General features: G+C 61.6%; 8 protein-coding genes. 5 read left to right on the top strand and 3 right to left on the bottom strand.

Annotated features, from left to right (window positions below; all coding sequences use genetic code 11):
• Positions 1-49: 49 nt before the first annotated feature.
• Positions 50-280 carry a hypothetical protein gene (locus J3P76_RS13080; RefSeq protein ID WP_434564014.1) on the bottom strand — a complete coding sequence of 77 codons (231 nt, stop codon included), beginning with the start codon at positions 278-280 and terminating at the stop codon, positions 50-52.
• A gap of 141 nt (positions 281-421) precedes the next feature.
• Here J3P76_RS13080 and J3P76_RS13075 point away from each other — a divergent pair, with 141 nt between their 5' ends.
• Positions 422-958: a hypothetical protein gene (locus tag J3P76_RS13075; protein ID WP_420764000.1), complete on the top strand. Its 537-nt coding sequence runs from the start codon at positions 422-424 to the stop codon at positions 956-958.
• Here J3P76_RS13075 and J3P76_RS13070 read toward each other — a convergent pair.
• A complete protein-coding gene (locus J3P76_RS13070; protein WP_434611382.1) occupies positions 955-2,298 on the bottom strand; it encodes a cation:proton antiporter in 1,344 nt (447 codons plus the stop codon). The genes J3P76_RS13075 and J3P76_RS13070 overlap by 4 nt on opposite strands.
• 197 nt (positions 2,299-2,495) lie before the next feature.
• Here J3P76_RS13070 and J3P76_RS13065 point away from each other — a divergent pair, with 197 nt between their 5' ends.
• Genes J3P76_RS13065 through ligD form a run of 4 tightly spaced genes read left to right on the top strand, consistent with a single transcriptional unit; the run spans position 2,496 to position 8,660 of the window.
• Complete coding sequence (locus J3P76_RS13065; protein ID WP_434611385.1) at positions 2,496-3,881, top strand: iron-containing redox enzyme family protein; 1,386 nt, start codon at positions 2,496-2,498, stop codon at positions 3,879-3,881.
• 9 nt (positions 3,882-3,890) lie between these two features.
• Positions 3,891-4,892: a methyltransferase gene (locus tag J3P76_RS13060; protein WP_420763997.1), complete on the top strand. Its 1,002-nt coding sequence runs from the start codon at positions 3,891-3,893 to the stop codon at positions 4,890-4,892.
• Positions 4,864-6,027, top strand: coding sequence for a carboxylate-amine ligase (locus J3P76_RS13055; RefSeq protein ID WP_420763996.1), 1,164 nt, complete (start codon positions 4,864-4,866; stop codon positions 6,025-6,027). The genes J3P76_RS13060 and J3P76_RS13055 overlap by 29 nt, the downstream gene beginning before the upstream one ends.
• Positions 6,024-8,660 (top strand): DNA ligase D, encoded by a 2,637-nt coding sequence (gene ligD, locus J3P76_RS13050; protein ID WP_434611388.1) that lies wholly within the window; start codon positions 6,024-6,026, stop codon positions 8,658-8,660. Before J3P76_RS13055 ends, ligD begins: the two co-directional genes overlap by 4 nt.
• Before the next feature lie 109 nt (positions 8,661-8,769).
• On the opposite strand, the gene J3P76_RS13045 is transcribed toward ligD, so the two are convergent.
• Positions 8,770-12,915, bottom strand: coding sequence for a CheR family methyltransferase (locus J3P76_RS13045; protein WP_434611390.1), 4,146 nt, complete (start codon positions 12,913-12,915; stop codon positions 8,770-8,772).
• Positions 12,916-13,066: the final 151 nt, after the last annotated feature.

Genomic DNA, 13,066 nt, shown 5'->3' with positions numbered 1-13,066 from the left:
ACCGCTGTGGCGAGGGGATCAAAACCCCTCGCCACGATCAGATGGTGTGTCATTGGGTATTTTTCTTGAAGCCCCGCAGGTTCATCGCGCACAGGCAGAACTGCAAGACGATCAGCGCGTAGGCATCCGTGTGCAAGCCCCAAATGACCCACAGGATATTGCTGAGAATAAAACAACTGAAGCCCGCCACTCGCCGACGGGGCTGGCGCGATCCGATCAACCATGCCGCCAATACCGTGATCGCCATTGCTGGCCATTGCACCCATCCAAGATAATCCACGCTTTTTTCCTCTTGCCTTCAATCCTTTAAAGACCCCGGCGGTGCAGCAGCGTTTCGTTGACCTTTGGTCCATCGGCTTGAACTTGCCCGGCTCTCATCCTTCTAGATGTACCCCAATCAAACCGAGGGAAAACCTGAGCAATGCCCAGAATCCTCACCCGTCTGACCCCTGAAGAAGAACTGACCGAACACAACGCCAAAATGTTCGGCTCGCCCAAGGAGCGGCTGGACTTTTATCGTCGGGAAATCCAGTACGAAACCAGCATTCTGGCCAATCGCACCGACGCCTACCTGACCGCCCAGTCATTCCTGGTGATCGCGTTTGCATCCTGCATGGCCAATCTGAACCCGGAGTGGGGCAAGCTCTTCACACTGATCGTGCCGCCATTTTTGGCGTTGCTCGGCGTCTTGAGTTCCCTCAATGCATGGCCGGGCATTCGGGCCGCCTACGACATCATCGACCACTGGCATTTCAAACAAAGCGAATTGCTGCGCAGCGAGCCGCTGATGGGGCTGGCCTACGACGAATCGCCGCTGTTCAGCGAGCGAGAGTCGACCCATAAGGGCTACCGTAAGTCGCTGCTGTTTTCGGTGCGCACGCCGTGGATATTCGCAGCGTTCTGGGTGCTGTTGGGCATTTACTCGGTGTTTATCCAAGTGACCGATCCGGGCGGCTAGCCCGTGCGACCGTCTTTGCGGCGCTCATACCACGCCAGGGCGGGTTGGGTGGTGACACCGTGGACAAGGATGCTCAGCGCCACCACCGACAGCGTGAGGTTGATGCACTGCTGCGCCACTTCCGATTGCACGTCGTGATTCAAGGCGTAGAACAGATAAAACAGGCTGCCGATCCCGCGGATACCGAACCAGCCGATCAACAGCCGTTGCGGATGGTCCAGCAACCGCCCCCAGGGCATCACCCACACACTCAACGGGCGAATGACCGCGAATAACAGGGCGCCGACGGCGAGGGCCCGCCAATCCCAATGAGTGGCAAGGACGACGCCCAGCAGTGTCACCAGGAAAACCTCCATGGAACGCTCCACCAGGCTGCCGAACGCCAGCATGTCGCTCATCATCACGCCAGCCGCCACTTGGCCGTCGTCCAAGGCCTGGGTGTCGCCGACCACCGCCTGCTGAGGCTCGACCGTTTCGTGGCCCACCACCGGCTGTACCAGGTGTTCTGCCGGTGGCGAGTGTTCGTCGGTGGACTCGACCTCGGCCTGGCGCAGCCCCAGGCCAGCGGCGAACACCGACAGGAAACCGTAGCCGTGGATCGCTTCTGCCGCCACGTAGGCGAGGGCGATCAGGGCCAGGGCCAGATAGTCATTGGGTGACAAGGTGCTGTCGGCATTCTTGATACGCATCGACAACGTCAGCCCGCCGATGCCGCGCCCCAGCCAGTAGCCCACCAACAAACCCGCCGGCACCGCCCACAGGACGTCCCGCAACGCCCATTCGCCGAGGAATCCGCTGCCTTCCTCGCTCAGCATGAGCAAGCCAAGGATGACGAAGGGAAACGCCGTGCCATCGTTCAGCCCGGCTTCACCGGACAGCCCGAACCGCACCCGGTCGTCGTCGCGGGCATCGTTGACCTGCACCAGGGCCGCGAGCACCGGGTCGGTCGGCGCCAGTATCGCGCCGATCAGCATCGACATGCCCCAACCGAGGCCAAACAGGTAATGCAGCGCCAGGCAAAGCCCGACGATCGTCAAGATCATCACCGGCCCGGCGAGCCCGTAAGCCACGCGCCAGCTGCGGTTCTTGAGGGGCAGGCGCAGCTTGAGACCGCTGACGAACAGCGAAAACACGACGGCGACTTCGGTCAGGTGCTCCATCCACCCGGACGAGTCATTGACATCAAGCTTTAGCAGCCCCAGCCCAGCCGGCCCGATGGCGACGCCCAGCGCCAGGCACACGGCGGAAGTGGTGACGGGCATCCAGCGCAGGTAGGAGGAGGTCAGGGCCAAGGTCAGCAAGACAGCGCCGAGTACGGCTACCCACACGGTAAAGATCATGATTGCTCCTTGGGTAATGAAAAGGCGCCTGTCCAACGTTCGAGGGCGATAGCGAAGCGAGGGTTCCGCCGCATATCAGGGCGATTCCGTTTATCCGGGCGCTTTTCGATCCAGGGGAATTTTTTGCCCTGCGCGAGGCTCTGCAAAGGAAGAGACGTGCCGATTCGAGCGTCCAGCCAAGAACCCAAGAGGCCTATATGACTGCGCTGACACCCCTCCAATCCAGGCCTGCCACCGCGCAGCCATTCACAAGTGCTGGTAACGTTCGCCAGTGTTACGAGCGGCTGTTGCAAGGCGCCGACGATGCTGACAAACAAGCGGTTGCCCAGGCCTTCCTGCAACCGTGTCTCGAACAAGCGAGCGCATTGCCTCAAGAAATGCCTGACGACCCTGGCGCGTTGCTTGCCTGGGTAGAACAGCACAGCGCCGGCGTGGCCCGGCAATATGCCGACTACCTGGAACGGCGCAAAAGCGGCGGCGGTCGGGAGTTTTTCCAGACCAAGGCCCATGCCCTGTATTTTATCCAGGCCGTGGCGCCGACTAAGCTCGTGGACGGCGCATGGCTGTACGGTGTGCTCAAACACTGGCATGACCATCGCTTCGAGGGGCTGCTGTGCACCTATCTGGAAGAGCTTGGGGATGGCGTTCCGGCCCAGAACCATGTCGTGCTCTACCGCAAGCTGTTGGCCGAACACGGCTTACAGGACATGCCCGACATCGATGACGAGCGCTACCTGCAAGGTGCTGTTCAATTGGCCCTGGGCTATGCCGGCGACGAATACCTGCCCGAGGTCATCGGTTACAACCTGGGTTATGAGCAACTGCCCCTGCATTTGCTGATCAGCGCCTATGAGCTGAGCGAGCTGGACATCGACCCGTATTACTTCACGCTTCACGTGACCATCGACAACGCCAGCACCGGGCACGCCCACAAAGCCGTGCAAGCGTTGCAACAACTGATGCCGATGGAAGCTGACCGCGAGTCGTTCTGGCGCCGGGTCACACTGGGCTATCGCCTCAACGACCTGGGGCAGGGCAGCCGGGCGGTCATCGAGTCGTTCGACCTTGAGCGCGAAGTCCTGGACATGCTTGAGCGCAAGCGCCCGTTCGGCCAGCACATGCATTCCGATTACTGCAAGTTCGAAGGCAAGACCGTCAACCAATGGCTGGCGGAACCGGGGCAGTTGGAGGGTTTCCTCAAGGCCATGCAAGGCAAAGGCTGGATCCGACGCCATGAAGATCCCCAGAACAGCCGTTTCTGGACCCTGATCGAAGGCCCGGGCGCGGCGATGTTCGGGGTTTTCAGCCCTTACGAAAAACAGCTGCTGCATGACTGGATTGCCGGCGACTGGCTGGACCAGCGCGGTCGTCCCGGCGCCCGCCGCAATCATGGCGCGGCCCATGAATCGCCGGCACCGGCCCAAGACCCGGATGTGCAGAACCTGCAGCAAACGCTGCGGGGCAAGGCCCCCGATGAGCAGATGCAAATTCTGATGCCCTGGCTCTCGGCCCGCTGCCACAGCCACCCGGCCGGGTTGTTGGCGACCCGCCGGTTCATCGAACTCAAATCCGCCCTTCGCTAGGAGCCCTGCATGAATCAGGAAGACCGCCTGTCCGAACCCGACCTGGCCCTGCTGCAGCTAGGTCGCCGCCTGCACGCTGACGGCTACCGTTTCATCACCCCAACGCCGCTTACTCACGAGCGCGTCAACCAGCGGCCAGGCAACGAGCGCTCCAAGACCTTGCGGGATGTTTTCGGCTGGTCCAGGCCCTTCGCGCCGGGGCTTATTTCCGCCGACGAGCAGCGTCAATTGCAAGAAGCAGAAGTGTTGGAAGAACACGACGGCCTGCTGCGCAGCCGCGTGCGCTGGTCAAGCTTGGACGGCATGCTGTTCGCCCATTCGCAATTTCCGACCCAGGCCAACGACGCAGTGTTCTTCGGCCCCGACAGCTACCGTTTCGCGCACCTGATCCATACCCATCTGCAACAGAACTTCACGGCCGTGCATCGCGCGGTGGACATTGGCTGCGGCGCCGGTGTCGGGGCGATGGTGATTGCCCGCGCCCGACGCGAAGCCCAGGTACTGGCCATCGACATCAACCCGATGGCCTTGCGGCTGTGCGCCGTCAACGCGGCGCTGGCCGAGGTGGCAAATGTCGAGATCGCCCGCAGCGACGTGCTCAAGGACGTCGAGGGCGACTTCGACCTGATCGTCGCCAACCCCCCGTATATGGCCGACCCCGCCGAGCGTGCTTATCGCCATGGCGGCGGAACGCTGGGCGCGGGATTGTCGCTGCGTATCGTCGAACAGGCATTGCCACGGCTGACACCCGGCGGTTCGCTGGTGCTCTACACCGGCGTGGCGATGGTCGACGGTCGTGATCCGTTTCTGGAGGCTCTGGGCCCTTGGCGCGATTCACCGCAGTTCGCCTGGACCTACAGGGAATTGGACCCGGATGTGTTTGGCGAGGAACTGCTGACACCCGGTTATCAGGACGTGGAACGGATCGCCGTGGTGGCGTTGGTTGTCACCCGCACGGGTGCGGGTATCGGAGGGAATATCGATGAACAGGCGTCTGAAGTTCGGCATTGAAGAGGAATATTTCATCACCGACCTGCAAACCCGCCGCATGCCCGATCAACCGTCGGCGGCGGCGGTGACGGCGTGCCGGGAAGAGCTGGGCAAGCACTTCGCCCATGAAATGTTCCAGAGCCAGGTGGAAATGGCTTCGCCCATCTTCCGCAGCCTGGCCGAGGCGGCCGATTACCTGGCCCAGGTGCGTAACGGCCTGACTCAGCGCTTGGCGCCCCATGGCCTGGGATTGCTGAGCGCAGGATCCCATCCAATGGCGACCGTTGGCTTGCAACCCACCGACGAGCTGCACTTCCAGCAGTTGTTCGACGACTACCAGCGCGTGGCGCGCCGCAGCGTCCTGTCGGGCCTGCACATACATGTGGAAGTGCCGGGCGATCATGACCGGGTCAAGGTGATGAATGAGGTGCTGCCCTGGCTGCCGATGCTGTTGGCGCTCAGCGCGTCATCGCCGTTCTGGAACGGCGCCTACAGTGGCTTCAGCAGTTATAGGCAAGTGGCCTGCGATGAATGGCCGCGCATGGGCGTGCCGGAATTCTTCGAGGACGAATCAGCCTTCAATGGCTACGTGGACATGCTCACCCGCACCAGCTCCATCCGCCAGCCCAGCGATTGCTGGTGGGTGATCAGGCCTTCCTCGCACTATCCGACCCTGGAGCTGCGTATCTGCGATGCCTGCCCGCGGACCGAAGATGTGCTGTGCCTCGTCTCGCTGTTTCGACTGATGATTGCCCACGCCGTCGCCCAGCCCAAGCCAGGCGCCCACTACAGCTTGATGTCCCACTGGATCCTCAAGGAAAACCGCTATCGGGCCAAGCGCCACGGCATCCTCGCGGAATTTATTGTCGAAGGCCAGGAGCAGCCGATGCTGATTGGCGAGTGGCTGAACCTGGCCGAGCAGACCTTCGGCGACACCGCGACGGCGCTGGGCGTGCAGGATGTGTTCAAGCAAGCGCGCCGGATCATCCAGGAGGGCACCAGCGCTGATCGACAAGTGGTCCTCTACGAGCAAGGCCTGCTGCTGGGCGATACGACCGAAGAGGCCCTGGGCCGGGTGGTCGATCAGCTGTTGTCGGAAACCGCCGGTTTGCCGGTGGCCGATCCCACCCTCGCGCAAGTTGCAGGTGGCCAATGACCAGCAAAACCCTCGACGACTACAACCGCATGCGCGATTTCGGCGCCACCCCGGAACCGTCGGCGAAGCGCTCTCGCAAATCGGCAAAAACCACCCACGGGTTGCAGTACTGCATACAGAAGCACGATGCAACGCGGCTGCATTACGACTTTCGCCTGGAGCTGGATGGCGCGCTCAAGAGCTGGGCGGTGCCCAAGGGGCCGTCCCTGGACCCGAAGGTCAAGCGCCTGGCGGTTCACGTTGAAGACCATCCCATCGATTACGCGACGTTCGAGGGCAGTATCCCGGAGGGGCACTACGGCGCGGGCGACGTCATCGTCTGGGACCGGGGCGTGTGGATTCCACAGGGTGACGTGCACGAAGCCTACGAAAAAGGCCGGCTCAAGTTCGAGCTGCGGGGGGAAAAGCTCGCGGGGCTGTGGAACCTGGTGCGCACCCATATGCCGGGCAAGCAGGAACAATGGTTTCTGATCAAGCATCAAGATGACGCCGCCCGGCCGGAAAGCGAGTACGACGTGGTGCAGGCCGAGCCCGACAGCGTGCTCAGTGACCGCACCATCGTGCCCAAGCGGCGGGGCAAGGCGGCCGCCGCCAAGGCTGTAAAGCAGCCGGAAAAACCCGCCAAGGCGAAGCCATCCAAAAAGAGCGGCAAGACCACCCTCAGCGGCGCCGTGGCCGGGCCCATCCCCGAGACCCTCAAGCCGGAACTGGCGACCCTGGTGGAAAGCGCACCCGATGGCGAATGGCTCTACGAAATCAAGTTCGACGGCTACCGCGTCATGGCGCGCATCGATAATGGCGACGTGCGCTTGATTACCCGCAACGGCCATGACTGGACCCACAAACTGCCGAAACAGGCCGAGGCTCTGGCGGGGCTGGGGTTGGAATCAGCCTGGCTGGACGGTGAAATGGTCGTCGCCGACGAGCAAGGCGTGCCGGACTTCCAGGCCCTGCAAAACGCCTTCGACGCTGGCAGCAGTGGCAAGATCGCTTATTACCTGTTCGACCTGCCGTACCTCAACGGCATGGACTTGCGCAAAGTGCCGGTGGAGGAGCGCCGGGCGGCGTTGGCTGCGGTGCTGGAACCCAACGAAGATCCCTTGCTGCGTTACTCCGACTCCTTCGAAGAAACCCCGCAAGCATTGCTCAACAGTGCCTGCCAGATGCGCATGGAAGGGCTGATCGGCAAGCGCCAGGGCAGCGCCTATGTGTCCCGGCGCAGCAGCGACTGGATCAAGCTCAAGTGCAAGAACCGCCAGGAATTCGTCGTGGTCGGCTTCAGCGAGCCGAAGGGCGCCCGCAGCGCGTTTGGCGCCTTGTTACTGGGCCTGCATGACGTCGACAGCGGCGAGCTGCGCTATGCCGGCAAGGTTGGCACCGGTTTCAACGAAACCACGCTCAAAAGCATCCATCAGCAGCTGTTGCCCCTGGAAACCAAAAAGGCCGCCGTGGTCAATCCGCCCACAGGGTATGACGCCAAGGGTGTGCACTGGCTAAAACCGGAGTTGCTGGCGGAAGTGGCGTTTGCCGAAATGACCAAGGAAGGCTCGGTACGCCATGCCGTGTTCCATGGCCTGCGCAATGACAAACCGGCAAAGGCGATTACCCAGGAATTGCCCAAAACCGTGAAAAAAGCGGCGGCCAAGGACAATGCTGAACCGGCGCCGGCCGAGCCGAAAGCCAAATCCAAATCCAAATCCAAGGCCACGGCCAAGGCCAAGACCACGCAGTCGCCAACCTTGGAAGGCAAGGTCCGCATTACCCATCCGGATCGGATTATCGACGCGAGCAGCGGCACCACGAAGATGCAACTCGCCGAGTACTACGCCAGCGTTGCTGATTTTATCCTGCCGGAGCTGGCCGATCGCCCGGTGGCGCTGGTACGGGCGCCGGATGGCATCGCCGGCGAGTTGTTCTTCCAGAAGAACCCCGAGCGCCTGGCAATTCCCGGCATCACCAGCCTGGACAAGGACCTGACCGGGCAACCAGTGATGATCATCAACAACGCCGAAGCGCTGATCGGCGCGGTACAGATGAGTACCGTGGAGCTGCACACCTGGAACGGGACTTCTGCCGATCTGGACAAGCCTGACCGCTTCGTCCTCGACCTTGACCCGGACCCGGCGCTGCCGTGGAAAAGCATGGTGGAAGCCACGCAATTGACTTTGTCAGTGCTGGATGAGCTGGGCCTGAAGGCGTTTCTAAAGACCAGCGGCGGCAAGGGCATCCACATTGTCGTGCCGATTACTCGCAAGTTGGGCTGGGATGAGGTGAAAGGCTTCAGCCATGCCATCGTCAGCCACATGGCCAAGCTGTTGCCCGATCGCTTCTCGGCAGTGTCGGGTCCCAAGAACCGGGTAGGGCGGATCTTCATCGATTACCTGCGCAACGGTTTGGGCGCAACCACCATTTGTGCCTACGCAGTGCGTACCAGGGAAGGGCTGCCGGTGTCGGTGCCCATCTACCGGGAAGAAGTGGCCGAGCTCAAGGGCGCCAACCTTTGGAACGTGAACAACGTCCACGAGCGGCTGGCGGAGGTGGGGCATGAGCCTTGGGCTGACTTGCCCAAGACCCGCCAGAGCATCACCGCCGACATGCGGCGGCGGATTGGGATGAAGAAGACTGCGAAGTAGCTTGATCGGCCTCGCTTTTTTGGCGAGGCAATGAGTAGCTAAAAATAACCCGCCTCTGTGGTGAGGGAGCAAGCACCCCCGCTACAGAGGCTGTTCTAGCCAGCCCCAGCTAGTAAACCCGCGAACGCCGCAACTGCTCGATCGTTTCAATCAACTCGTCATAGGACACCGGCTTGCCGATGTGCTGGTCGAAGCCCGATTGTTGTGATTTATGCAGGTCGATGGACGCACCGTAGCCCGTCAGGGCGATGGCCGGGATGTGTTTGATGTGAGGCAGCTCGCGCAGCGCCTGCATCAATTCATGGCCATTCATCACCGGCATGCCCAGATCGGAGATCACCACGTCGAAACGGGCGTCCTTGGCGGCCTGCAAGGCTTGCAGCGGCTGGTCGAAAGCGACCACGTTGGCGTCTTCCATTTCCAGCAGCAACTTGAGGGTATCGAGCACGTCCGGGGAGTCGTCCACCAGCAACACCGTCAGGCCGCTCAGGCGTCCCGACTGTTCCTCGCAAGCCTGCGGTTTGGGCACGATCGCGGCATTGCTCAGGGGCAGGCGAATCGTGAAGGTGCAACCTTTCCCCAGCCCCTCGGACTTGACCTCGACGCTGCCGCCGTGGGCTTCGGTCAATTGCCGGACCAGTGACAGGCCGATCCCCAGGCCTTCGCGCTGGTGTGTCGCGTGTTGGGTCTCGGCCTGGCCGAACAGGTCGAACACTTCGCTCAGGTGCTCCGCCGCGATACCCACGCCGGAATCCTTTACGTCCAGGCGCGCCATATGGTCGTCGTGGCTGGCGACCAGTTGCACGCGGCCGCCGCTAGGGGTGAATTTCAGCGCGTTGTTCACCAGGTTCCAGATGATCTGTTCCAGCCGGGTCGGGTCGGCATTGACGATCAGTTCTCCATTGGAACCCTCGGGCAGGTCCAGAGTGACCTTGTTGGGATGATTGTCGTTGATCACCACGGTGTAGATGTCTTGTAGCACCCGCGCCAGATCGACGGCTTGGCGCTTGAGCTTGAGCTTGCCGGTGCGGACACGGGCCACGTCCAGCAGATCGTCAATAATGCGTGCCTGGCTGTTGACCGCATCGCAAATGGTATTGACGGCCCGGGCCGCGGTGGTGGCGGCCTTGGTCACCGGCAGGCGGCGAAGCAATTCGGCGTTTAGCTGGATCAGGTTCAGCGGGTGCTTGAGCTCGTGGGACATGACGGCGAAGAACTCATCCTTCAAATGGCTGGAGTTCTGGGTTTCCAGGAGCCGCTGGGTCTGTTCCTCGTGCAGGCGCTTGTGGCCGGTGAGGTCACGGGCAATCTTCACGTAACCCTGCAGACATTCGCCGCTGAGCAGTGTGACTTCGCCGCTGCAGAAGAAGCGGCTGCCATCCTTGCGCTGGTGCCAGCGCTCGTCTTCGCAACGGCCTTTGGTTCGAGCGGTGCTCAATTCTGTTTCGGGTACGCCAGTGGCGCGGTCCTCGGGCGTGAACACGAAGTCGTAGTAACTGCCTTCGGCTTCGCTCTTGGTATGCCCGAAGATCAGCTCCGCCCCGGTGTTCCAGCTGGTGATCACGCCGTGCTCGTCCAACAGGATAATCGCGTAGTCGCGGGTGCTTTCAGCCACAAGGCGCATGCGTTCCTCGCCCAAGCGCAGCTCTTCTTCGGCCGCGCGACGCTTGGTGATATCGATGAAGGTCAGCACCGTGCCGTCGATATGATCTTCGCTGGAGCGGTATGGCAGCAGCCGGGCAATGTACCAGCGAGCGTCGCTGCTAGTGACTTCGCGCTCGATCATGTTCAGGGATTCGAATACCTGGGTGGCGTCCGCCGCCATGTCCGGGTAGTCCAGCCGATGGGTGATGTCCAGCAACGAACGGCCGGTGTCCACCGGCAGCATGCTGAAAATCTCCGTGGCCCGAGGCGTGAACCACTTGATGCGCATGCTGCGGTCGACGAATACCGTGGCAATATCGGTGGAGGCGATCAGGTTGGTGAGGTAGTCGTTGATCTTGTCGGTTTCCTCCACCTTGGTCTTGAGCTCGTAGTTGACCGTCAGCAGTTCCTCATTGATCGATTGCAGCTCTTCCTTGCTGGTCTCCAGCTCCTCGGTGGCTGATCGCAACTCCTCGTTGATGGCCTGCATTTCTTCATTGGAAGCCTTGAGCTCTTCGCTGGAGACTTCTGCCTGCTCGATGGTGTCCTGCAGGTGCGACTTGGTGCGTTGGAGTTCGCGTTCCAGGTTGGCAAGCACCTGGTTTTCGGTCTGGCTGGTAATGGCGGCAACCTGCTGGACGGGGTCGATTTCTTCCTCTTCGAAGACGACGAGCACAAAGTCGCCATCGGACTGTTCGTCGCGATAGGGCTGGACCAGGAGGTCCACCAGGAAACGCCGTCCGTCGCGTTCCATGTTGACTTGGCGTGACTTGACCGGTTGGCCGTTCTGGTTGACCTGAAACAACGCCGTGCGGATTTCCAGGCGCAGTTGCGGATTGATCAGCGTCAGCAGGTTGCGCGACATTTCGCCGCCGACATGGCGCAGGTAGCGGCCGGCACTTTCGATCATGTGCAGGATGTCGCCATTGTTGTCGACAATCATGCTGGGCGGCGCGGCACGCTCGATGGCGCGCAGGTGGATATCGGCGAACGAGACTTTGCGTGGCACCGCGACCTGGGGCGGGACCAACGCCGAGGTACTGCGCACATAACCGCCACGGGGCATGGTCGGTGTGCGGCGGCTGCTGGCGGTGCCGTACTTGGCGCGGAAGATCCGGTTGCGCTTGTCCACCGGGCTGAACAATTCGCTGCAGGCGTCGGCCGATTCCGAAGAGCCGAGGAACAGATAGCCGCCCGGCCGCAGGGCAAAGTGGAACATTTGCAGGATTTCACGCTGCACCTCGCGGTCGAGGTAGATCAGCAGGTTGCGGCACACGATCAGGTCGATCTGCGAGAACGGCGGGTCCGAGAGTAGGCTGTGCTTGGCGAACAGCACCCGTTCGCGGACTTCCTTGCGCACACGGAATGTCGAGTTTTCCTTGACGAAGTACTGGCGCAGGCGGGTGGGCGGCACGTCGGTGATGATCGCTTCGGGGTAGCCCCCGCTGCGGCCCACGGTTATTGCCCGCTCATCGATGTCGGTGGCGAATATCTGCAGCTTGGCGTTGCTGGCGTCGTGTTGCAGTTGATCGCTGATCAACATCGCCAGGGTGTAGGCTTCCTCGCCGGTCGAGCAGCCGGCCGACCAGACCCTGATTTCCTCCGGCGGGACGCTGCCCGGTTCCACCGGCTTGAGCAGGTTGGGCAGTACGTCGCGCTCCAGGGCTTCGAAGGCCTCACGGTCCCGGAAGAAGTTGGTCACACCGATCAGCAGGTCACCGAGCAGGGCCTTGGTTTCCTCCGGATGATTCTGCAGATAGCTGTAGTAGGCGTTGAGGTCCGGTTGGGCGGTGACTTGCATGCGTCGTTCGATACGCCGCAGCACGGTGGCCCGTTTGTAATGCTTGAAGTCATGGCCGGTGCCTGCCCGCAGCTGCACCAGGATGTCGTGCAGCGATTGCTCGGCGGCAACGGCTTCTCGCTCGGATGTCGGCGGCTGGGCATGTATCTCAGGGTCGTTGGCGGTCGGCAGGCGGATGGCCTGGGAGTTTTGCCACAGCTCCAGGAGTTTTTGCGGCATTTCCGCCACCGGTAGCACCAGATCGACCATCTGGGTGTCGATGGCCGCCTGTGGCATGCCATCGAATTCGGCGTCCTGGGGCGACTGAGCGAGGGTCACCCCCCCTTGCTCCTTGATTCTTGACAGACCCACGGCACCGTCGGAACCGGTGCCCGACAGCACCAGGCAAAACGCGCGGTCCTTGTGCACATCGGCCAGGTCACGGAAAAACAGGTCGATCGCCACGTGCCCACCCTGGCGCGGTTCGGCCGGGGTAACCTTCAGATACCCGTCGTTCATCGATAAATGATGGGCCGGGGAAATCACATAGACATGGTTCTTCTCGATCGGCACCGCCTCGGTCACCTGCAATACAGGCATCTTGGTGGATTCCTGGATGATCTTGTCGGCGATGCTCTGATGATCCGGCGCCAAGTGAAGTACGATCACGAACGCCATGCCGTTGTCCTTGGGCATGTGCTCGAAAAACTGCTTGATGGCCTGCAACCCACCCGCCGAGGCGCCGATGCCCACGACGGCGAAATCCAGGTGACTGGGGCTCAGCTCCTTTCGTTGTGGAACGTTGGGAGAGCGTTTGCTTGGAGATGACATATTAGGTTAGGCCTTAAAGGGCGGCGGGGCGGTCCAGCGCTGCCGACTCGATTTCAGGATGCAAAGCCGCAGGATAGTCGTGTTACACGAACATTGCGAAATTGACGCTTCGCAACACCGCCGCCACCGTTATTGTGTACCTCAAAACCCG

The organism is Pseudomonas sp. D1-36 (assembly GCF_051132205.1).
Classification (GTDB): domain Bacteria; phylum Pseudomonadota; class Gammaproteobacteria; order Pseudomonadales; family Pseudomonadaceae; genus Aquipseudomonas.
Note: the sequence above shows the minus strand (reverse complement) of the source record. Positions and strands in the feature narration are given on the sequence as shown.

Coding starts and splice junctions, on each gene's coding strand:
- J3P76_RS13070 (WP_434611382.1), bottom strand. CDS start 2,298: ATGATCTTTACCGTGTGGGTAGCCGTACTCGGCGCTGTCTTGCTGACC.
- J3P76_RS13065 (WP_434611385.1), top strand. CDS start 2,496: ATGACTGCGCTGACACCCCTCCAATCCAGGCCTGCCACCGCGCAGCCA.
- J3P76_RS13075 (WP_420764000.1), top strand. CDS start 422: ATGCCCAGAATCCTCACCCGTCTGACCCCTGAAGAAGAACTGACCGAA.
- ligD (WP_434611388.1), top strand. CDS start 6,024: ATGACCAGCAAAACCCTCGACGACTACAACCGCATGCGCGATTTCGGC.
- J3P76_RS13045 (WP_434611390.1), bottom strand. CDS start 12,915: ATGTCATCTCCAAGCAAACGCTCTCCCAACGTTCCACAACGAAAGGAG.
- J3P76_RS13060 (WP_420763997.1), top strand. CDS start 3,891: ATGAATCAGGAAGACCGCCTGTCCGAACCCGACCTGGCCCTGCTGCAG.
- J3P76_RS13055 (WP_420763996.1), top strand. CDS start 4,864: ATGAACAGGCGTCTGAAGTTCGGCATTGAAGAGGAATATTTCATCACC.